Here is an 18,361-nt window from a genome sequence, read left to right on the forward strand (position 1 = left end):
CTCGCCCGACGACCTGCCCCCAACGCCCGGGCAAGGCCGGTCACCACTACCTCGTCCAGCGGCCTTCCCTCAATGCCCGGGCAGCGCCGGTCACCACTACCTCGTCCGACGGTCTGCCCCCAATGCCCGGACACGACCAGTCACCACTACCTCGTCCAGCGGCCTTTCCTCAATGCCCGGGCAGGGCCGGTCACCAGTACTCGTCCGGCAATTTGCCCTCGATATCCCGGACGTGGTTGCGCGCGCAGTCCGGGCAAAGCCAGCGCTGCTCGCCGTTTTCCTTGGTGCTCACCCATGCCAGGGTCGCGAGCGGGTCGGTTTCCGCGGCGCGTGCTCGGCCGCACCACGAGCACGTGGGGTCGGGGGCGGTCACGGTCGACGTCCGTGGTGGACCGTGCGTGCTCCGAGAAGGAAGAGGTCGCGGCGCTTGCCGAGGTAGTGGGTGCTGTCTGGATCGAGCAAAGAAGCCACCGTCGCGCGGTCTTCCTCCGCGAGATGGTCGGCACCGTGCGTCGCGAGACGGGAAAGGTGGTGGTGCACATAGTCAGTGAGACCGTCCAGGCCGGGTGCGGGATGGTCCACCAGTGCGCTGAACGAGCTGACGTCGGCGAGCCCAGCCCGTTCGAGCGCGGCTGTCCAGCCGTAGGGCATCGGCACGGCGCCGTCGATGCCCTCGCGCATCCCGACGAACCACTCGGCTTGCGCTGCCTGCAACCGGGCCTCTAGTCCAGGCCGTCCGACCCCGAGATCCCAAGGGAGGCAAGAGAAAGACAACCCACCTTCAGCGAGCGCGACCACTCCGTCAGGCCCCGCGACGGCCGTGAGGGTGCCGATCGCGGCCTGCTGATCCGGCAGGTGATGCACGACGCGCGAAGCCCACACGAGATCAGCGGCGGGTAGCAAGTCGGGCAAGGAACCGTCCGCGAGGTCGGCGGCAACCGCGCGGACCTCGACCTTCGGCGCGGTGTCTCGGGCTGCCGTGGAGAGTTTCGCTTCTCCGCCGGTCGCGGCGTGGTCGGCCAAGTCTGCGTCGGATGCGACTCGGTTCGCCGCGCTGCTGCCGGTCGCTGCGTGGCTACCCGCGCCACCGTCGGACACGGCTTGGTTACCCGAGCGTCCGTCGGGTGCGGCGCGATTCCCTGTGCCACCACCGGGCACGGCGTCGGGACCCGCGCCGACGCCTGTCGTAAGGCGGCCGTTCGGCTGGGCGGAATTTCTCTCGGGGGCGAAGCCGTCGACCGGTGCTGTGCCGTCTGTTCGGCTGGCACGCGCTGTCTCGGCGGCGGCGCGGACGGCGCGCTCGGCCTCGTGCAGCAGTTCGGGAGTCGCGTCGACCAGGATGATGGTGCCGCCGTTGTGGGCAGCCAAGGCTTCGGCGAAGTGGGTGCTCATCCCGCCGGCGCCGCAGCCTAGGTCGATCACCGTCGGGTTGGCGGGGAGTTTCGCGACCAGGCGTGCGGCGATGGCGGCCTGTGCGGGCGCGTCGAGGGTGTCGGCTGCGCGGAGGAGGGCCAGCCGGTCAGCCCAGTCGATGTGGTCGTGCGTATGTCCGGACACGGGCTCATTGAACACCCGTCAGCGGTCCCCGAACGAGAATGAGCCTGGACGGTCCCCCGACGGGCCTTCCAGGCTCATTCTCGTGAAGCGGTGACCTCGGCGAAGCGAAAGCGAAAGCAGAAGCAAACGCGGTCGCCTGAAGCGCTGGCCCCTCCCCTTGGGCACAGCGCGGGGTCGCCGAGGACGGGCATGCCGGGCCCGCCGTCAGGGCTGGAGGCAGTCCTGACGGCAGGCAACCGGCGTCACCAAGAGGGGCTGGTCAAGGCAGGTCGAAGCCTGCCTGACCTGCCTCGTTAATTGGGTGGTTGGTATCGCTCCGCTCGGCTGGCCGCCCAGCGGGCTACCCGCGACCAGCGGCGCGCGGCTCGGGCGCGGCGCCATGGACGTTGGGTTTCGTGTTCGGTTATGAGGTCGCGTATTCGCGCTCGGGACAGTTCTTCGTGAAGCAACATCTTCGTGGTCTCCTGAGACTTGTTCTGCTTGGGTTTCGGCTGGACGCGGACCGGTTTTCCGGCGCGGGCCTCGAAATCGCGCGTGGTGATGAGGTCGACGGTCATGCGGCGGCGCTCCGGGCTGCGGCGGCGGGTTCGAGGGCGGCGTTCTTGCGCGGACGGCCACGGGGCCGCTTGCGCGCGATCACGGCGCCGCGCTCGAAGATTTCGCCTCCCCAGACACCCCACGGCTCACGCCGGGCGAGTGCTCCCGCGAGGCAGGCCTCGCGGACCGGGCAGCCGGCACAGAACGCCTTGGCCCGCTCGAGTTCCGCGGGCGATTCGGCGAACCAGAGGTCCGCGTCGCGCGAGCGGCAGGGGAGTTCGGGCTCGGCGACTCCGTCGAGCAGGTCGCCGATGTCGAACCCTTCGGCGAGCGGGCCCTCGGCGAGGGCGATGGCGGATGACATTTCCGTGCTCCTTTGCGGTGCGGTGGTGGTGTGGCGGTGGGCGATCGAACTGGACAACTTGTTCCTTCTTGTTGTGCAGCCAAAAAAACACGAAGGCCGCGGATCCGGTTACCGGTTCCGCGGCCTTCGTGAGCCTCGTGTCCTGACGCAGGTCAGGAACTTCGCTCCCGTAATGACAACGGAACACGGAACTGCTTGATGGTCGGCAGATCGACATCAACCTGCGGGTACGCGGCAACAACGGCGGCGCTCGCGAGAGTGATGCCGGCCGGGGCCCCGTTGCGCTCGATGCGACGCAAACCGTCAATGTGACGACGCGTTTCGCCGAAGTGCGCAGACGTGGACACACCCGTGCCCTGGCGCGGAGCAGTGACGGCCATGCGAACAGGCAGACCGGTGCCAGGGTTCGTGTGCATCAGATTGCTGATCATTTCACCGGCACCGCCTTTCTCTGTCGGACCGCGCCGCTCGAAGCGGCGACCGTCATGTTCTTCCCCAGACCGGGCTTCTCGCCCGGGTGCTTACGCAGGCTATGCGCCCCGGCACAGCCGGGGCAACTTATTTTCCCAAATCTCTGCCGAAGAGACGAAGATCGCCCCCTAGCAGCAGGTTCGCCGCATCGATCACCGCTAAGACGCGGTCAAGATCGCATCGACGACCGGACCACGTCGAGCACTTCGGCGCCGAACCGTTCCAGCTTCGTCGCGCCGATCCCGGAGATCGACACCAGCGCGCCGTCGTCGGTCGGCCGTTGCTCGGCGATCGCCATCAGCGTCGCATCAGTGAACACGACGAACGCCGGAACCTTCAACTCCCGCGACCGCTCCCCGCGCCACGCCTTCAGCTTCTCCAGCAAACCCTCGTCGACCGTCGACGGGCACTTCCCGCACCGGCCGAGCTTGACCTCCATGGTCTGCACCAGCGGGCCGCCGCACAGCCGGCAGCGGGCGACGTTCGAGCCGGGCTTCGACACCTGCTGCGAACGGGCGATGCGCGCCGCCGGGTGGTCCTCCGGGATCAGGCCGTACAGGAACCGCGACCGCCGCCGGTTGCGTCCCCTCCCCTGCCCGCGCGACAGCGACCACGACAGCGAGAGGTGCTCCCTGGCCCGCGTGACGCCGACGTAGAACAGCCGCCGCTCCTCTTCGATCGCGGCGTCGTCGCCGTCCGCGTGCAGGATCGGCATCGTGCCCTCGGACAGCCCGACGAGGAATACGGCGTCCCACTCCAGCCCCTTCGCCGCGTGCAGCGACGCGAGCGTGACGCCCTCGACGGTCGGCGGGTGCTGCGCCGCCGCGCGCTGTTCGAGTTCCGCTACGAAGCGCGGCAGGTCCGCGTCCTCGACCGTCGCCGCCAGTTCCTCGGCCAGCTCCACCAGCGCGAGCAGCGCGTCCCACCGCTCCTTCGCCGCTCCGCCCGACGGCGGCTGCTCGGTGAGGCCGACCCGGGCGAGCACCGAGCGCACCGCGGTGACCAGCTCCAACGAGGTCGGTTCCATCGACGCCGTGCGCAGCGCCGCCATCGCCTGCCGCACCTCGGTGCGCTGGAAGAACCGCTCGCCGCCGCGGACCAGGTACGGGATCCCGGCCTCGGTGAGCGCCTGTTCGTACGCCTCCGACTGCGCGTTCACCCGGAACAGCACCGCGATCTCGCTCGCCGGCACGTCCTCGTCGAGCAGTTCACGGACCCGCCGCGCGACCGCGCCAGCTTCGGCGGCTTCGTCCTCGTACTCGGCGAACCGCGGCTCCGGGCCCTCCGGCCGCTGGCCGACGAGCTTCAGCCGCGATCCGGCCGGACGTCCGCGCGCGGCGCCGATCACGCGGTTGGCGAGCGCGACCACCTGCGGTGTGGACCGGTAGTCGCGTTCAAGACGCACGACCGTCGCCTCCGGGAACCGCCGTGTGAACTCCAGCAGCGACTTCGGCGAGGCGCCGCCGAACGAGTAGATGGTCTGGTTGGCGTCGCCGACGACAGTGAGGTCGTCGCGGCCGCCGAGCCACGCGTCGAGCAGGCGCTGCTGCAACGGCGTGACGTCCTGGTACTCGTCGACCACGAAGCAGCGGTACCGGTCTCGGAACTCGGCCGCGACCGCGTCGTGGCGCTCCAGCACCGCGGTGGTCTGCAGGAGCAGATCGTCGAAGTCGAGGACCTGCGCGTTCGTCTTCAGTTCCTCGTACCACCGGTAGACCTCGGCGACCTGCGCGACCGGCGCGGGGGTGTCGCGCTGCATCCGCGCGGCGACCGAGGGGTAGTCGTCCGGCGAGACGAGCGACGCCTTGCTCCACTCGATCTCGCTCGCCAGGTCGCGCAGCACCTCGGTCTCGGTGCTCAGCCGGACGCGCTGGGCGGCTTGGGCGACGAGCCGGAACTTGTTGTCGATCAGGTCCCACGGCCGGTCGCCGACGACCCGCGGCCAGAAGTAGCGGAGCTGGCGGCGGGCGGCGGCGTGGAACGTCAGCGCCTGCGCCGCGTCGACCCCGAGGCCGCGCAGCCGGGTGCGCATCTCCCCCGCGGCCCGCGTCGTGAAGGTGACCGCCAGCACCTGACCGGGCGAGACGTGCCCCGATTGCACCAGGTGGGCGATGCGGTGCGTGATCGTCCGGGTCTTGCCGGTGCCCGCTCCGGCGAGGACGCACACGGGGCCGCGGGGGGCCGCCGCGGCGGCGCGCTGCTCGGGATCAAGCCCGTCGAGCAGGCCCGCGCGGCTCTGCCGGCTCTGGGGAGACGATGCGATGGCCACCCCGCGATCCTCGCAGAGGGGGCCGACGGATTCCCGGCCGGGCACGCGGCCGTATCCTGGTCATATGGCGGGCAAGCAGGACAAGGAAGCGGCCAAGCAGGCCAAGCGGGAAAAGCGCGCTGCGAGCAAGGCACGGCGCGGCCAGCTGTTCGAGGCGTTCAAGATGCAGCGCCGCGAAGACCCGATGCTCATCCCCTGGATGGCCGGTTCGATCGTGGTGGTCGCCGGGGTGCTGTTCGGCATCGGGTTCCTCTTCGACATCCAGTGGACGCTGCTGCCGCTGGGCATCGTGCTCGGCATCCTGCTCGCCGTGATCATCTTCGGCAGGCGCGTGCAGCGCACCGTCTACGGGAAGGCCGACGGCCAGCCCGGCGCGGGAGCCTGGGCGCTGGAGAACATGCGCGGCAAGTGGAAGGTCACGCCGACCGTCGCCGCGACGACCCAGCTCGACGCCGTCCACCGCGTGCTCGGCCACCCCGGCGTGATCCTCGTGGCCGAAGGCGCGCCGCACCGGGTGAAGAGCCTGCTCGCGCAGGAGAAGAAGCGCGTGTCGCGGCTGGTCGGCGACACCCCGATCTACGACGTCACGATCGGGCACGAGGACAAGCAGGTTCCGCTCAAGAAGCTGCAGTCGCACCTGACCAAGCTGCCGCGCAACCTCAAGCCGGCCCAGATCGACGCGCTCGAGGCGAAGCTGGCCGCTCTCGGCTCGCGCGGCGCGGCGATGCCGAAGGGACCGATGCCCGCCGGCGCGAAGATGCGGAACGTGCAGCGCACCATCCGCCGTCGCTGACCCTGCTCGCGAAGAACCCCCGGTCGGGTGCCGACCGGGGGTTCTTTGTGTTCGAAGGGGGCTCAGCGCATCCGGATGACGACGGTGTTGGTGGCGCGGTCGAGCCAGTTGCGGCCGTCGGCGTTGCGCACCAGCGGCGGGAGCAGCAGCGCGGTCAGCACCATCCGCACCAGCGCCCGCCACGGGCCGACCATCGTCGCGCCGTCGAGGCGGGCGACCCGGATGCCGAGAGCCGCCATGCCGGGCGTGAAGCCGAAGAAGGTGACCGGGAGGACCGTGATCACCGCCCAGACCGCGCCCGCCCAGAGGTTGAACGTCTGCATCGCGGCGGCGTCCTGCAGGTCGTAGCGCACGAACAGGGCCGTGATCAGCGACGCGAGCACCAGGTCGAGCACCAGCGCGAGGAAGCGCGGGCCGCCGCCGGCCACCGCGCCCACGCCGGATTCCGGGAGGCCCATCGACTCGCCGCGCCACTTCGGGGCCTCGCGCGGGGCCGCGGTGGAGCCGTCGCCGGTCCCCGGCAGCCATTCACCCGTCCATCTCGCCACCCGTCCAGGGTATGCCGGTGGCGCGGACCACATCCGGCCTGGTCGACTGGGCGGTGGCGGCGGCCCGTTAACACCGGCGAAACATTCGGGTGACGGTCGGGCAACACCGCCCTCTTAGCGTGAGCCGAAGAGAGTACAGCCGCCGGTAACGAACGAGAAGGAGTCACCGAGGGTGCCCACTACTCCAGACGACATTCAGCGTCTCATCGCCGATGAGAAGGTGGAGTCCATCGACGTCAGGTTCTGCGACCTGCCGGGCGTCATGCAGCACTTCACGGTGCCGGCCAAGGCGTTCGACCTGGAGGCGTACGAAGAAGGCCTCGCCTTCGACGGCTCCTCGGTGCGCGGCTTCCAGTCGATCCACGAGTCCGACATGCTGCTGCTGCCGGACCCCGAGACGGCGCGGATCGACCCGTTCCGCAAGGCGAAGACGCTCTCGCTGAACTTCTTCGTGCACGACCCGTTCACCCGCGAGGCCTACAGCCGCGACCCGCGCAACATCGCGCGCAAGGCCGAGCAGTACATCGCGGAGTACGGCGTCGCCGACAACGTGTTCTTCGGCCCGGAGGCGGAGTTCTACATCTTCGACTCGGTCCGCTTCGAGGATGCCGAGCACCTGTCGTTCCACGAGATCGACTCGGTCGAGGGCTGGTGGAACACCGGAGCCGACACCGAGGGCGGGAACCAGGGCTACAAGACGAAGTTCAAGGGCGGCTACTTCCCCGTCCCGCCGGTCGACCACTTCGCCGACCTGCGCGACGACATCGTCCGCACGCTGACGAACTCCGGCTTCGAGATCGAGCGCGCGCACCACGAGGTGGGCACCGCGGGCCAGACGGAGATCAACTACAAGTTCAACACGCTGCTGCACGCGGCGGACGACTTGCAGCTGTTCAAGTACATCGTGAAGAACACGGTGTTCGCCGCGGGCAAGACCGCGACGTTCATGCCGAAGCCGCTCGCCGGCGACAACGGCTCGGGCATGCACTGCCACCAGTCGCTGTGGAAGGACGGCCAGCCGCTGTTCCACGACGAGTCCGGCTACGCGGGCCTGTCCGACACGGCGCGGCACTACATCGGCGGCCTGCTCAAGCACGCGCCGAGCCTGCTGGCCTTCACCAACCCGACGGTGAACTCCTACCACCGCCTGGTGCCGGGCTTCGAGGCCCCGGTTTCGCTGGTGTACTCGCAGCGCAACCGGTCCGCCTGCGTCCGCATCCCGATCACCGGCAACAACGCGAAGGCCAAGCGCGCCGAGTTCCGCTGCCCGGACTCGTCGGGCAACCCGTACCTCGCGTTCTCCGCGATGATGATGGCCGGGCTCGACGGCATCAAGAACAAGATCGAGCCGCCGGAGCCGATCGACAAGGACCTCTACGAGCTGCCGCCCGAGGAGGCCAAGAACGTCAAGCTGGTGCCGGGCGACCTCGGCACCGTGCTGGACACGCTGGAAGCCGACCACGACTACCTGCTCGAGGGCGGCGTCTTCACGCCCGACGTGATCGAGACGTGGGTCCAGTACAAGCGCGAGAACGAAATCGACCCGCTGCGGCTTCGCCCGCACCCGTACGAGTTCTCGCTGTACTACGACGTGTGATCCGAGCCTGCTCGACGCGAAGGCCCGCCAGCACTCTGCTGGCGGGCCTTCGTGCATGACGCCCAGGAGCAGTCGAGACCCGGCGAGCATCGCGCGGACCAGCGCATGGGTCACAGGACGAGAAGTCTCGCCGACGGCACTCGGCGTTGCGGCCGGAGATGCCAGACGCCGGTGGGCGAAGGCCCAATGGGACCGGCGGGACTGCGGCGGCTCGTCTGGGAGGGCTAGCGCCCCAATGTGGCGTTGGGTGCATGCGACGCACCCAACGCCACATTGGGTGCGTGGAAGAAACGTTCACGTGGGTGCCAATCGGGCATTTCGGCAGCCCTGGCGTCCTTTGTGGACAATCGGGGAGACGTGGGGCCACCCTGCTTAAATCCCTGGTACGGGAGCGAAGGCCTAGCCGGGAGGCCCCGGAGACGGCACCGCTGTCAGCCACGCCAGGTCGGTCTCGGCGGTGTGCCGCGCAGTCGCGGCGCGGGTGAACAGCTCGTCAGTTTTCGTCAGCACGAGTGTGTACGGCCGACCCTGGCGCCGGGTCTGGTGCCGCACTGGCAAGTCGGCTGACTCGATCTGGGTGTGCACGTGCCGGCGTCCGTCTTTCGCCAGCGGCCATTCCAAGGTCCGCTGTGTCCGGGAGCCGAGGAATGTGCGCAGCGCGTCGCACAGCTCGCAGCGGCACCCGGTCCAGGCGATCGACCAGTCGCCGTCTTCCCGTTGCGGTCGCGCGAGGATCTCGGCGAGCCGCTGCCCGCAGTCTCGTGCGACCTCGTCGAAGCCCGCTGTCCGCCGCGAGGCCGCCGAACGCAGCACCGGCATCAGGCACTCCAGCACCGGGTCCCCGAACTCGCGAAGGGCCGCGCTGATCTCCCTGCGCTGTGTGTCGTCGGCCGCCTCGATCAGCCGCGTGAGCGGTGCACTGAGCTGCTCCAACTGAGGTCGGCGGAACTCCGCGCGCGCGGTCGTAGTCCACGCCCGCAACTCGTCGTGCAGCCGGTGCCACGTTCCGGCGGCCAGCAGCCGCGCTGCCTCCGCTCGGCCGGCAACGCGCAGCTCGTCGCACAGCCTCGGCAACTCCTCGACCCACTCGTGCCAGGCGGTTCCGTGTCGGTGCTGCTGTCCGAACCAGCCATCGATGACGTCCCGCGTCCACGCCTGGCCGTACTGTCCTGCCGCTGCCGCCAGTCCTGCCGCGTGCTCCGGGGTCAGTGTCTCGACCCGAAACGGCTCCAGCAGCATCGTGGCCGTTCCGGCGGCGCGCAGGCATGTGGCCACCTCCAGCGCGGCACCGAACAGTCCCGACTGTGCCGCGGTCCGATGCCAGAACGGGGCCAGCGACTCCGCCGCGGCACGGGCCCCCGCCAGATCACCGGACTCGATGCGGGCCCGAAGCTCGTGCAGCGCCCACTGCGATCCGGCCTCGGCACGTGCCGCGAACGCCCGGTCCCGGGGCCAGACGACGACCGCGGCCCGCCGGTACCACCGGTCCAGCGTGTTGCCGTAGTTGCCCATGTAGCCCTCGTACTCGGACTCGTAAGGTTCCAGGGACTTGCTCGGGGTGGCCGCGCACACCTCGTGGCCGGGAACGTGCAGCGAGATCGGCTCGCCGCCGCTGCCGTCCGGATCGGTCCACCAGCCGAGGGCGATCTCGTCGTCGATCAGATCGTCGAGCTGATGGTCGTCCGGATCCGCGTCGTCCTCGTCGTAGTCGTCCCACTCGTTGCCGCCGACGCTCCAGGTCTCCCGCACTTCGGCGAGCGCCAGCACCGGCTCGCAGCCTGCTCGTTCGGCGGCAGCTCGCAGCAGGGCGGCCCGCTCCGCGTCGGCGCCCTTGAGCCGGTGCCAGGTCAGGCCCCGTTGGGTGTACTCGTGGTCGAGCAGGAAGACCAGCCGATTCGGCGGGTCCAGATCGCGCCCGCCGTACCGAGGGGTGGCCGGTGTGGTGAAGTGCTCGGTCAGGCAGCCCGCCAGCTCGGTGACCGGACCTGCCTCCGGCACCGGAGTCCCGGCGTCGGCGAGCAGGTTGAACGTGAGAGCCAGCCGGTACCCGGATCGCACTGGCGTGACCTCGTGGCGGCAGTCGGAGTAGAACGCCACGAGCGTCAGGTCCTCCCTCGACGCACGGTAGGTCCTGCTCTCCCCGGCGTGGTCGATGACCAGCTCCCCGCCGGTGTGCGCCGACGGCAGTGACACCACCAGCGTGCCCACCATCCCGTCGTGTTTCTCCGAGTCCTGGTGGGGGAGGAAGAACTGCCCTTTGCCGTACACCAGTATCGAGTGCGGCTCGGCGCGCAGCCGTGCCCTCCGCAGGAGCCCGAGTTCGTCACGGAAATGCTCCAGCGCGTCGTCCAGCAGCGCCGTCCAGCCGGATCCGCCGAGCGTGAACTGGTCCGGGGTCAGCTCCCAGGTGTCGCGCACGCCCGTATCGGTCAGGGTCTGCTCGCCCCGGCCGAACATCGCCGGACGCGCCACCGCGATCAGCTTCTTCGCCGCCGGCGCGCGAACCGGAAGCCGTACCGGCCCGACCCCGGACACCTCGAGTTCCACCGCTTGTGCCGGAGCTTGCAGCTGAGCGCTGAACGACCCGGCCTGACCGGTGCTCGCGAACAGCCGCGCCAACCGCTCCCGTGCCGTCTTCGCCATGTGTCCCCTTGTGTGTTTGCCGGACCTCGCTCGCGTGCGGCCGGGCTCAATCGAGCAACAGTTTCGCCTGGTTCCGAGCGTTCATCGACGACGTGGACCGTACCGGGCGGTGCGGTCGCCGGCTCCGCCCCGGCTAGCATCTGCCGGCGTGGCGATGAAGCGGATGAATCGCGAGGAGTTCTTCGGCAAGGTGGCCGTCCTCGACGAGGAGCGCCTGAAAAAAGCGCTGTGGAACCTGTACTGGCGCGGCAATGCCACGATGCGCGAGCGGATCGAGGGCGAACTCGATCCCGGTCCGGCCAAACCGGCCAGCCGCCCGCTTGCCGACCCGGACGAGGTGCTGACGGCGGTGCGCGACTTCGTCTCCCTGGCCCGGGCGGGCTCTTATCTGGGCGGCGATCGGCGTGTCGCGCCGAAGGAACGAAGCGGGTGGCGCACCACGTTCCGGCGGTTGGCGGGCGAGGCGAGGGAGGCACTGGCAGCGGAGGATCCCGGCCAGGGGATCGTCGCGATGGAGCTGCTCATCGACCTCGCATACGACACCCGCGGCAACGACTACTTCAGGTCGGACGATCCAATGGAGGCGGCGCGGTTCGTGGTGTCGGAGGCGGTGGAGCAGGTGTGGGACCGCCTGCGGCGCACCGGGGGTTTCGACCGGTTCTCGGCGCGGGCCGCGACCCAGCTTGTCCGGTGGGAGTCCGAGTACGGCTGGACGCGCGGCGGCTGGGGCTCGATTGCCGGGCAGGAGGCCAGTCTCGCCAGCGTCCTCGCCCGCCAACTCGAAGCGCCCGACATGTGGGTCGCCTTCGCCGACCATTACCTCAGCGCACTCGACGAGGCCGGTGGTACCGACGATTTCGACCGCGATCAGCGAACCCGCGACCTGGCTGAGTGGCATGGCCTGCTACTGGACCGATTGCCCGGCTATGACGCCGGCGACCGGCTCGACCGGTTGACCGGACACCGCTCTCTCGGGGGGCCGGAGCTGACCTTCCTCCAGGCGCGGCTGGCTCGCCAGCGCGGCGATCTCGATCGCGCCCGGAAGCTCGTGCGCGAGTGCCTCGACCTGCTGCCCGGCCATCACGCGTTCCAGGAGTTCGCGATCGAGATCGGCGCTCCTCTCCCGAAACGCGCACAGGAGATCGTCGAGTCGCATCGGCGCGCGGGACTGACGCGAGGCTGACCGCGGCTCCCCGCCTGACCGTTGTCTTCAAGTCCGTGAAGGACTCCTTGAGGGAATCTGGTTCCCTCAAGGAGTCCTTCACGGACCGCGCAACCCGCTCACGCCGCCTGTGTCATCAGGGTTTCATCGGCGCGTGGGAGCAACGCGGTGGTCGGGAGTGCCGTGGCGGTCGCCGGGGAACGGCTGGTTCTTCTGGACGCCGCCACCGGCGTCCGGCGCCCGACGGCGCTGCAGACGTCGACCGGCATCCGCGGGGTCGGCGCGTTGACCACCACGTTCGCCGTCGGGGAGCACTCCGAGACAGAGTCGGGAGAAGCCACCGACATGGTGTGGGGAATCGACCCGCACGACGGCAGCAAGGCATGGGGGACGCGCTTGCCGCGCCCGATGGGAGATGGCCTCACCGCCGGGGAGGGCCGGGTCTTGGTGCCCACCATGGCCGCGGAAACCAAGCCGCCGGCTGGTTTCCTCGTCCTTCGCGAATCCGACGGCGTCCTCGCCTGGGGCGAAACTCGCGGCGGCACGGCCGAATGGCTCACCTGCGCCATGCCGCGCGCGATCTACGCGGCGTCTTCGGACACCGTCTACGCCTATCCCAATCAGTCGTAGCGGGCGGCGAGGAAAGCCTCGACGCACTGGTCGAGGTCGTCGCGGGAGTGTTCCGAAGAGAGCTGTACGCGGATGCGCGCCTTGCCCATCGGCACCACTGGGTAGCTGAACGCGGTCACGTACACGCCGGAGCGCAGCATTCGGTCAGCGATCCGGACGGCCTCGCCCGCGTCGCCGAACATCACCGGCACGATCGGGTGTTCGCCGGGCAGGACATGGAAGCCTGCCCGCGTCATCTGGGCGCGGAAGGTCGCGGTGTTTTGGTGGAGTGCCTCGCGGCGGGCGGGGTCGGTGGCTAGGTCCAGGGCGGTGAGGGCACCGGCGGCGATGACGGGTGGGAGGGCGTTCGAGAAGAGGTACGGGCGGGAACGCTGCCGCAGGAGGTCCACGATTTCCGCGTGACCGCTGACGTAGCCGCCGGATGCGCCGCCGAGTGCTTTGCCCAGGGTGCCGGTCACGATGTCCACCCGGTCCTGCACGCCCAGCAGTTCGGGAGTTCCCGCGCCGGTCGGGCCGGTGATGCCGACGGCGTGCGAGTCGTCGACCATGACCATGGCGTCGTAGCGGTCGGCTAGGGCACAGATTTCTCGCAGTGGCGCGATGGAGCCCTCCATTGAGAAGACGCCATCGGTGACGACTAGCCGGCGGCGGGCGGTTCTCGTTGATGCCAGTTGGGTTTCTAGGTCAGTCAGGTCGCGGTAGCGGTGACGGCGTGCTTTGGAGAGGCGGATGCCGTCGATGATTGACGCGTGGTTGAGGTGGTCGGAGAGAACTGCGTCCCGCTCGTCTAGCAGGGTGGCGAATACGCCGACGTTCGCGTCGAAGCATGAGGAGTAGAGGATCGTTGCTTCGGTGCCTAGGAAAGTCGACAGGCGCGACTCCAGGTTGGTGTGCAGGTGCTGCGTGCCGCAGATGAAGCGGACGCTTGCCATGCCGAAGCCCTGGTCGTCTAGTGCTTGCTTGGCGGCGTCGATGACCGCGGGATGGTCGGCTAGGCCGAGATAGTTGTTGGCGCAGAAGTTCAGGACTTCTGTTCCGTCGATAGTCACGCGTGGCGATTGCGGTGAGGCGAGCGGGCGTTCGGGCTTGTATAGATTCGCGGCGCGGAGTTCGGCTAGCTCGATGCGCAGGTCGTTTCGGACGGAGGCGGACGTCATGCGCGGGGCCGGAACTGCTGGACTTCGTGGCGACGGCCGTCCCAGCCGGTCTGCTGGAGCCAGTCTTCGAAGGTCATCAGGGCGGGGTGAAGCCGGCGCAGCAGGTCCAGGTCGCGGTCGTGCGCGGCGAGGTCGTGGTGCTGGAAGAAGCCGAACATGCCTGCGTAGTCGTGGCCGACTTCGGGGATGGTTGCCCGGAGGGTGTCGAGTGGCAGGTCTGCGTAGCGGGCTGGGATCCCGGTTACGCGCTCGAAGGTCGCGGCGATTTCGGTGCCGGTGAGGCTGTCCGCGGAGACGGCTAGGTCGCGTGCGCCCCAGGACTGCCAGTGTTCCAGCGCGTGCACCGCGAACCAGGCGATGTCGGCCAAGGCGATCATCGGGTACCGGCCGGAGCCGAGCGGCAGGGTGAACACCACGCCGTCGTCGCCGTCGGCGGGTGACAGGCGGGACTGGAGGTTTTCGAAGTACGGCGAGGTCACCAGGATCGAGACGTGCTCGGAGTACCAGCCGTCCGGATCGTGCCGCATCATTTCCTCGGAGCGGTGGAGCTGGATGTGCGCGGCGACCGCGGCTTTGGCCTCGTAATGCGGCGTGAGGACGCGGCCGGCGGTCAGCGTCGCGGTACTGTCCAATGAGGACCACACGAACCGGTCGACGCCGTGTTTCCGTGCTGCTTCGAGGATGTTCGTGCCTTGGGTGAACTCGGCGAGCGGGCTTTTGGCGGAGAAGAAGTCGGTGTTGCAGAAGACCCGGGACACGTCGGTCAGCGCGGCCTGGATGCTTGCGGGGTCGCCTGCGTCGCCGCGGATCAGGCGCACGCGGTCCTGGGCCAGGGCCGCCGCATGGGGTGAGTCCGGGTTGCGGGTGAGCACGGTCAGCTCATCGTCGGTGTCGGCGAGGAGTTGCGCGACGACGCGGCTGCCCATCGCGCCGGTGCCGCCGATGACGAGGGTGCGGTTCATGACGCGAGCACCTGATCGGCTAGTTCCTGATGGGTGGCGATCCAGACGTCGTCCCGGACACGGGCGATCTGCTCGAGTACCTGCTCGAACTGGTCGGCGAACAGCGGCCGTCCGCCGACGTGGGCGTGGACGGTCAGGTTGAGGATGCCTGGCGTCTCCTGGCGGAGGAGATAATCGAGCAGGTCGACGTGGACGTCCCGGTACGCGCGCGGGCCCGCCAGTACGCCGCGCACGTCGGTGAAGTCGCTGTGCATGAGGTACGCCAGCGGACCCGCGGAGGTGGTCGTGACGTAGGGCAGGTCCCGGTCGTTGTGGTCGCCGGACCAGCGGTAGCCGGCGGCGGCGAGCAGTTCGGGAGTGTTTCGGGACGGGGTGGCGCGGGGGCTGAGCCAGCCGACCGGACGGGAACCGGTGACCTGCCGCAGGATTTCGGTGCAGCGCTTGAGGTTCTCGCGTTCCTCGTCGAGTCCCAGCTGTCCGGGGATGATGTCCTGTGCGTACGAATGCGCCGCGATCTCGTGTCCGGCGGCGTGCGCGGCCAGCACGGGTTCGGGGTGCCGCTCCGCGAGAAGACCGCTGACGCCGAACGTCGCGCGCATCTCGTGCCGGTTCAGCACTTCGAGCAGCCGCCATACTCCGGTCGTCGCCCCGTATTCCGCCCAGGACATGCTGTGTCGGCATTCCGCGGCGGGCAGCGGCCACGCGGCGGCCATCGGCGCATAGACCGGCCAGTGGCCGTCAGACCACGATTCGAGCGCGACGCAGATTTTCACCGCGACCTTCTTGCCTTCCGGCCAAGCCGGCACAGATCTCGTGGGCATGCCGTCACGGTAGCCGCGGGAGAGCGGTTCATTTAGCCTCGACGGAGGAGAGGATCTATCCGCACGATGCATAAATCAGAAGTCACGCTCGATCGCATGCGCACGTTCGTCCGGGTCGCCGAAAGCGGGAGTTTCTCCGCCGTCGCCCGGGATCTCGGCGTCGGCCAGCCCACCGTCACGCGGCACGTGAGCGAACTGGAGGACGCGCTCGGGGTCGCCGTGTTCAGCCGCACCACCAGGAGCATCTCGCTGACCGAGGAGGGCCGCCGCTACTACGCGCGCGCCACCGAGATTCTCCGGCTGGTCGAACAGGCGGGGCAGGAGATCGAGGATGCCAAGACCGAGGCGTCCGGGAAGGTGCGGATTTCGTGTTCGGCCTTCTTCGGGGTCATGCACCTGAGCAGGCTGATCTTCGCTTTCCAGGACCGCTATCCAGACATTCGCGTCGACTTCGTCCTCACCGACGAACGCTCCGACCTGATCCGCGACGGCGTGGATCTCGCCATTCAGATCGGGCCTCAGCCGGACAGCGAACTACGCCTGCGTCCGCTCGGGGTGGCGCACCAGATTCTCGTCGCGGCGCCCGCGTATCTCGCACGACGCGGGACGCCTCGGTCGCCGGAGGATCTCTCGGGGCACGACGTGATCCGCCGGACGAGTGTGGCCAGGAGTCATGAGCTGACGCTGCTCGACGAGCAGGGCACGGCGCGGGTCGCGACGTTTACGCCGCGTCTTCGCGTCGATCACGGGCTTGCGGCGCGGGAGGCGCTTGTCGCTGGCCGTGGGGTGTCGCCGGTGCCCCGGTGGCTCGTTGACGATCTCCTTCGTGACGGGGCGTTGGAGGTCGTGCTTCCGGAGTACCGGTGTGCGCCGTTGCCGTTGAACCTGCTTATGGTGCCGGAACGGGCTGAGATCGCGCGGGTCCGGCTGCTCCGGGATTTTCTCGTTGAGCAGATCAGCGGTGTTCCGGGCGTGGAGCCGGTTCCTCGTCAGTGAGCCCAGCCAGCAGTTCGGCGAGCAGAGCCTGGACCCGCCGGTCGATCTCGTCCCGGATGGGGCGGACCTGCTCGGCCGGGAGGCCCGCCGGGTCGTCGAGCTGCCAGTCGAGGTAGCGCTTGCCGGGGAAGACGGGACAGGCGTCGCCGCAGCCCATGGTGATCACGACGTCGGCGGAGCGGACCGCTTCGGCGGTCAAGGGCTGCGGAAACCGGCGGGACAGGTCGATGCCGAGTTCGGCCATGACCGCGACGGCCGCGGGGTTGATCGTGTCGGCTGGGGCGGATCCGGCGGAGCGGACGAGGACCCGGCCGCGCGCGTGGTGGTGCAGCAGCCCGGCCGCCATCTGCGAGCGTCCGGCGTTGTGAACGCAGACGAATAGCACTTCGGGGACGGTCATGGCGAGACCTCCGCGGGCGTGGTTGCGAAGCGGCGTCGGAGCGCGAGGGACACATAGACCAGGGCGACGAGGACCGGGACTTCGATGAGCGGGCCGACGACTCCGGCTAGCGCTTGTCCGCTGGTGGCGCCGAAAGTGGCGATCGCGACTGCGATGGCGAGTTCGAAGTTGTTGCCCGCGGCGGTGAACGCCAGCGTGGTGGTCCGTTCGTACGACAGGCCGACCGCCTTGCCGAGCGCGTAGGAGCCGGCCCACATGAGTCCGAAGTAGACCAGCAGCGGCAGGGCGATCCGGGCGACGTCGAGCGGGCGGCTGGTGATTTGGTCGCCCTGCAACGCGAACAGGACCACGATCGTGAACAGCAGCCCGTACAGCGCGACTGGGCCGACCTTCGGCAGGAACCGGGATTCGTACCAGGTGCGGCCTTTCGCGCGTTCGCCGAGGCGGCGGGACAGGTAGCCGGCGAGCAGCGGGATGCCCAGGAAGATCAGCACACTCTTGGCGATCTGCCACGCGGACACGCTCAGTCCGGCTTGCGGCAGGCCGAGCCAGCCGGGCAGCACGGCCAGGTAGAACCAGCCGAGGACGCCGAACATGACGACCTGGAACACCGAGTTCAGCGCGACCAGCACGGCGGCGGCTTCCCGGTCGCCGCAGGCCAGGTCGTTCCAGATGATCACCATCGCGATGCAGCGGGCGAGGCCGACGATGATCAGCCCGGTGCGGTACTCCGGCAGGTCGGGCAGCAGCAGCCAGGCGAGCGCGAACATCAGCGCTGGCCCGATCAGCCAGTTCAGCACCAGCGACGGCCACAGCAGCCGCCGGTCGGCCGTCACGGTGCCGAGCCGGTCGTAGCGGACTTTCGCCAGCACCGGGTACATCATCACGAGCAGTCCGAGCGCGATCGGCAACGAGATCCCGTCGACCGAGACCGCGTTGAGCACCCCGCCGAGGCCGGGGATCCACCGTCCGGCCAGCAGTCCGAGCACCATCGCGACGGCGATCCACACCGGCAGGTATCGGTCCAAAGTGGACAGCTTGCCGACTACTCCGGTTTGCGTGCCGGTCATGCGTCGCCGGGGACGAGGACGGCCGATAGGCGGGCGAGCATCTCGGAGTGGACGCGGTAGTAGACCCAGGTGCCGCGCCGTTCCCCGGTGATCAAGCCGGATTCGCGCAGCACCTTCAGGTGATGGGAGATCGTCGGTCCGGTCAGGTCGAACGCCCCGGTCAGGTCGCACACGCACGCTTCTCCCCCGGCGTGGGACGCGATCAGCGACAGCAACCGCAGCCGCACCGGGTCGGACAGCGCTTTGAACAGCTTCGCCAGCTCCGCGGCATCGTCCGCCGTCAGCGGGTCGCGCGCCAGCGGGGTACAGCAGGCGCTGATCGCCGCGTACAGGAGTTGCTTCGACATCTGTCTATCTTGACAGGCTTCTACTTAGACGGCAATG

At 69.1% G+C, this 18,361-nt stretch carries 18 protein-coding genes; 5 read left to right on the forward strand and 13 right to left on the reverse strand.

Translation table 11 applies throughout. The features are described from left to right. Positions 1-190: 190 nt before the first annotated feature. The 5 genes from ACFSVL_RS11565 to ACFSVL_RS11585 form a co-directional block, all read right to left on the reverse strand. On the reverse strand, positions 191-373 hold the full coding sequence (locus ACFSVL_RS11565) for a hypothetical protein (protein WP_009073268.1): 183 nt from the start codon (positions 371-373) through the stop codon (positions 191-193). Continuing rightward, the gene (locus ACFSVL_RS11570; protein WP_378303275.1) at positions 370-1,557 is read right to left on the reverse strand and encodes a methyltransferase domain-containing protein; all 1,188 of its coding nucleotides are present in this window, start codon (positions 1,555-1,557) and stop codon (positions 370-372) included. The genes ACFSVL_RS11565 and ACFSVL_RS11570 overlap by 4 nt, the downstream gene beginning before the upstream one ends. Before the next feature lie 553 nt (positions 1,558-2,110). Next, on the reverse strand, positions 2,111-2,458 hold the full coding sequence (locus tag ACFSVL_RS11575) for a WhiB family transcriptional regulator (RefSeq protein ID WP_067592977.1): 348 nt from the start codon (positions 2,456-2,458) through the stop codon (positions 2,111-2,113). 152 nt (positions 2,459-2,610) lie between these two features. Next, the gene (locus ACFSVL_RS11580; RefSeq protein ID WP_378303277.1) at positions 2,611-2,889 is read right to left on the reverse strand and encodes a hypothetical protein; all 279 of its coding nucleotides are present in this window, start codon (positions 2,887-2,889) and stop codon (positions 2,611-2,613) included. Between the two features lie 209 nt (positions 2,890-3,098). After that, the gene (locus tag ACFSVL_RS11585; RefSeq protein WP_378303279.1) at positions 3,099-5,198 is read right to left on the reverse strand and encodes an ATP-dependent DNA helicase UvrD2; all 2,100 of its coding nucleotides are present in this window, start codon (positions 5,196-5,198) and stop codon (positions 3,099-3,101) included. Positions 5,199-5,262: 64 nt separating this feature from the next. Between ACFSVL_RS11585 and ACFSVL_RS11590 the strand changes: the two genes are divergently transcribed. After that, positions 5,263-5,991, forward strand: coding sequence for a DUF4191 domain-containing protein (locus ACFSVL_RS11590; RefSeq protein ID WP_378303281.1), 729 nt, complete (start codon positions 5,263-5,265; stop codon positions 5,989-5,991). A 62-nt stretch (positions 5,992-6,053) separates the two neighbouring features. On the opposite strand, the gene ACFSVL_RS11595 is transcribed toward ACFSVL_RS11590, so the two are convergent. Continuing rightward, a complete protein-coding gene (locus tag ACFSVL_RS11595) occupies positions 6,054-6,539 on the reverse strand; it encodes an RDD family protein (protein WP_378303282.1) in 486 nt (161 codons plus the stop codon). A gap of 172 nt (positions 6,540-6,711) precedes the next feature. Here ACFSVL_RS11595 and glnA point away from each other — a divergent pair, with 172 nt between their 5' ends. Next, entirely contained in the window at positions 6,712-8,136 is a 1,425-nt protein-coding gene (gene glnA / locus ACFSVL_RS11600; RefSeq protein ID WP_116201910.1) for a type I glutamate--ammonia ligase, read from the forward strand. A 399-nt stretch (positions 8,137-8,535) separates the two neighbouring features. Here the strand turns inward: glnA and ACFSVL_RS11605 are convergent, their stop codons facing one another. Then, positions 8,536-10,779: a 2OG-Fe(II) oxygenase gene (locus ACFSVL_RS11605; RefSeq protein ID WP_378303284.1), complete on the reverse strand. Its 2,244-nt coding sequence runs from the start codon at positions 10,777-10,779 to the stop codon at positions 8,536-8,538. 148 nt (positions 10,780-10,927) lie between these two features. Here ACFSVL_RS11605 and ACFSVL_RS11610 point away from each other — a divergent pair, with 148 nt between their 5' ends. Continuing rightward, on the forward strand, positions 10,928-11,962 hold the full coding sequence (locus ACFSVL_RS11610; protein WP_378303286.1) for a hypothetical protein: 1,035 nt from the start codon (positions 10,928-10,930) through the stop codon (positions 11,960-11,962). 147 nt (positions 11,963-12,109) lie between these two features. Continuing rightward, positions 12,110-12,571: a hypothetical protein gene (locus tag ACFSVL_RS11615; RefSeq protein ID WP_378303288.1), complete on the forward strand. Its 462-nt coding sequence runs from the start codon at positions 12,110-12,112 to the stop codon at positions 12,569-12,571. On the opposite strand, the gene ACFSVL_RS11620 is transcribed toward ACFSVL_RS11615, so the two are convergent. Genes ACFSVL_RS11620 through ACFSVL_RS11630 form a run of 3 tightly spaced genes read right to left on the reverse strand, consistent with a single transcriptional unit; the run spans position 12,562 to position 15,511 of the window. Next, the gene (locus ACFSVL_RS11620) at positions 12,562-13,728 is read right to left on the reverse strand and encodes a glycine C-acetyltransferase (protein ID WP_378303289.1); all 1,167 of its coding nucleotides are present in this window, start codon (positions 13,726-13,728) and stop codon (positions 12,562-12,564) included. The two genes, ACFSVL_RS11615 and ACFSVL_RS11620, sit on opposite strands and share 10 nt — an antisense overlap. Beyond that, positions 13,725-14,690: an NmrA/HSCARG family protein gene (locus ACFSVL_RS11625; protein ID WP_378303291.1), complete on the reverse strand. Its 966-nt coding sequence runs from the start codon at positions 14,688-14,690 to the stop codon at positions 13,725-13,727. The genes ACFSVL_RS11620 and ACFSVL_RS11625 overlap by 4 nt, the downstream gene beginning before the upstream one ends. Then, positions 14,687-15,511, reverse strand: a complete 825-nt coding sequence (locus tag ACFSVL_RS11630) for a polysaccharide deacetylase family protein (protein ID WP_378303293.1) — start codon at positions 15,509-15,511, stop codon at positions 14,687-14,689. Before ACFSVL_RS11630 ends, ACFSVL_RS11625 begins: the two co-directional genes overlap by 4 nt. A gap of 96 nt (positions 15,512-15,607) precedes the next feature. On the opposite strand from ACFSVL_RS11630, the gene ACFSVL_RS11635 reads away from it, so the two are divergent. Further along, positions 15,608-16,507: a LysR family transcriptional regulator gene (locus ACFSVL_RS11635; protein WP_378303295.1), complete on the forward strand. Its 900-nt coding sequence runs from the start codon at positions 15,608-15,610 to the stop codon at positions 16,505-16,507. Here the strand turns inward: ACFSVL_RS11635 and ACFSVL_RS11640 are convergent. The 3 genes from ACFSVL_RS11640 to ACFSVL_RS11650 are packed head-to-tail and all read right to left on the reverse strand — an operon-like array spanning position 16,467 to position 18,324. Further along, complete coding sequence (locus ACFSVL_RS11640) at positions 16,467-16,907, reverse strand: arsenate reductase ArsC (protein WP_378303297.1); 441 nt, start codon at positions 16,905-16,907, stop codon at positions 16,467-16,469. The genes ACFSVL_RS11635 and ACFSVL_RS11640 overlap by 41 nt on opposite strands. Beyond that, positions 16,904-17,977, reverse strand: a complete 1,074-nt coding sequence (arsB, locus tag ACFSVL_RS11645) for an ACR3 family arsenite efflux transporter (protein ID WP_378303299.1) — start codon at positions 17,975-17,977, stop codon at positions 16,904-16,906. The genes ACFSVL_RS11640 and arsB overlap by 4 nt, the downstream gene beginning before the upstream one ends. Then, on the reverse strand, positions 17,974-18,324 hold the full coding sequence (locus tag ACFSVL_RS11650; RefSeq protein ID WP_378303301.1) for an ArsR/SmtB family transcription factor: 351 nt from the start codon (positions 18,322-18,324) through the stop codon (positions 17,974-17,976). Before ACFSVL_RS11650 ends, arsB begins: the two co-directional genes overlap by 4 nt. Positions 18,325-18,361: the final 37 nt, after the last annotated feature.

The sequence above is a fragment of the Amycolatopsis silviterrae genome (assembly GCF_042684085.1).
GTDB classification, from domain to species: domain Bacteria; phylum Actinomycetota; class Actinomycetes; order Mycobacteriales; family Pseudonocardiaceae; genus Amycolatopsis; species Amycolatopsis silviterrae.

Excerpts from the sequence above, each read along its gene's own strand:
- ACFSVL_RS11580 (WP_378303277.1), bottom strand. The coding sequence starts at position 2,889 with ATGATCAGCAATCTGATGCACACGAACCCTGGCACCGGTCTGCCTGTT.
- ACFSVL_RS11590 (WP_378303281.1), top strand. The coding sequence starts at position 5,263 with ATGGCGGGCAAGCAGGACAAGGAAGCGGCCAAGCAGGCCAAGCGGGAA.
- ACFSVL_RS11640 (WP_378303297.1), bottom strand. The coding sequence starts at position 16,907 with ATGACCGTCCCCGAAGTGCTATTCGTCTGCGTTCACAACGCCGGACGC.
- ACFSVL_RS11635 (WP_378303295.1), top strand. The coding sequence starts at position 15,608 with ATGCGCACGTTCGTCCGGGTCGCCGAAAGCGGGAGTTTCTCCGCCGTC.
- ACFSVL_RS11630 (WP_378303293.1), bottom strand. The coding sequence starts at position 15,511 with ATGCCCACGAGATCTGTGCCGGCTTGGCCGGAAGGCAAGAAGGTCGCG.
- ACFSVL_RS11605 (WP_378303284.1), bottom strand. The coding sequence starts at position 10,779 with ATGGCGAAGACGGCACGGGAGCGGTTGGCGCGGCTGTTCGCGAGCACC.
- ACFSVL_RS11625 (WP_378303291.1), bottom strand. The coding sequence starts at position 14,690 with ATGAACCGCACCCTCGTCATCGGCGGCACCGGCGCGATGGGCAGCCGC.
- ACFSVL_RS11575 (WP_067592977.1), bottom strand. The coding sequence starts at position 2,458 with ATGTCATCCGCCATCGCCCTCGCCGAGGGCCCGCTCGCCGAAGGGTTC.
- ACFSVL_RS11620 (WP_378303289.1), bottom strand. The coding sequence starts at position 13,728 with ATGACGTCCGCCTCCGTCCGAAACGACCTGCGCATCGAGCTAGCCGAA.
- ACFSVL_RS11650 (WP_378303301.1), bottom strand. The coding sequence starts at position 18,324 with ATGTCGAAGCAACTCCTGTACGCGGCGATCAGCGCCTGCTGTACCCCG.
- arsB (WP_378303299.1), bottom strand. The coding sequence starts at position 17,977 with ATGACCGGCACGCAAACCGGAGTAGTCGGCAAGCTGTCCACTTTGGAC.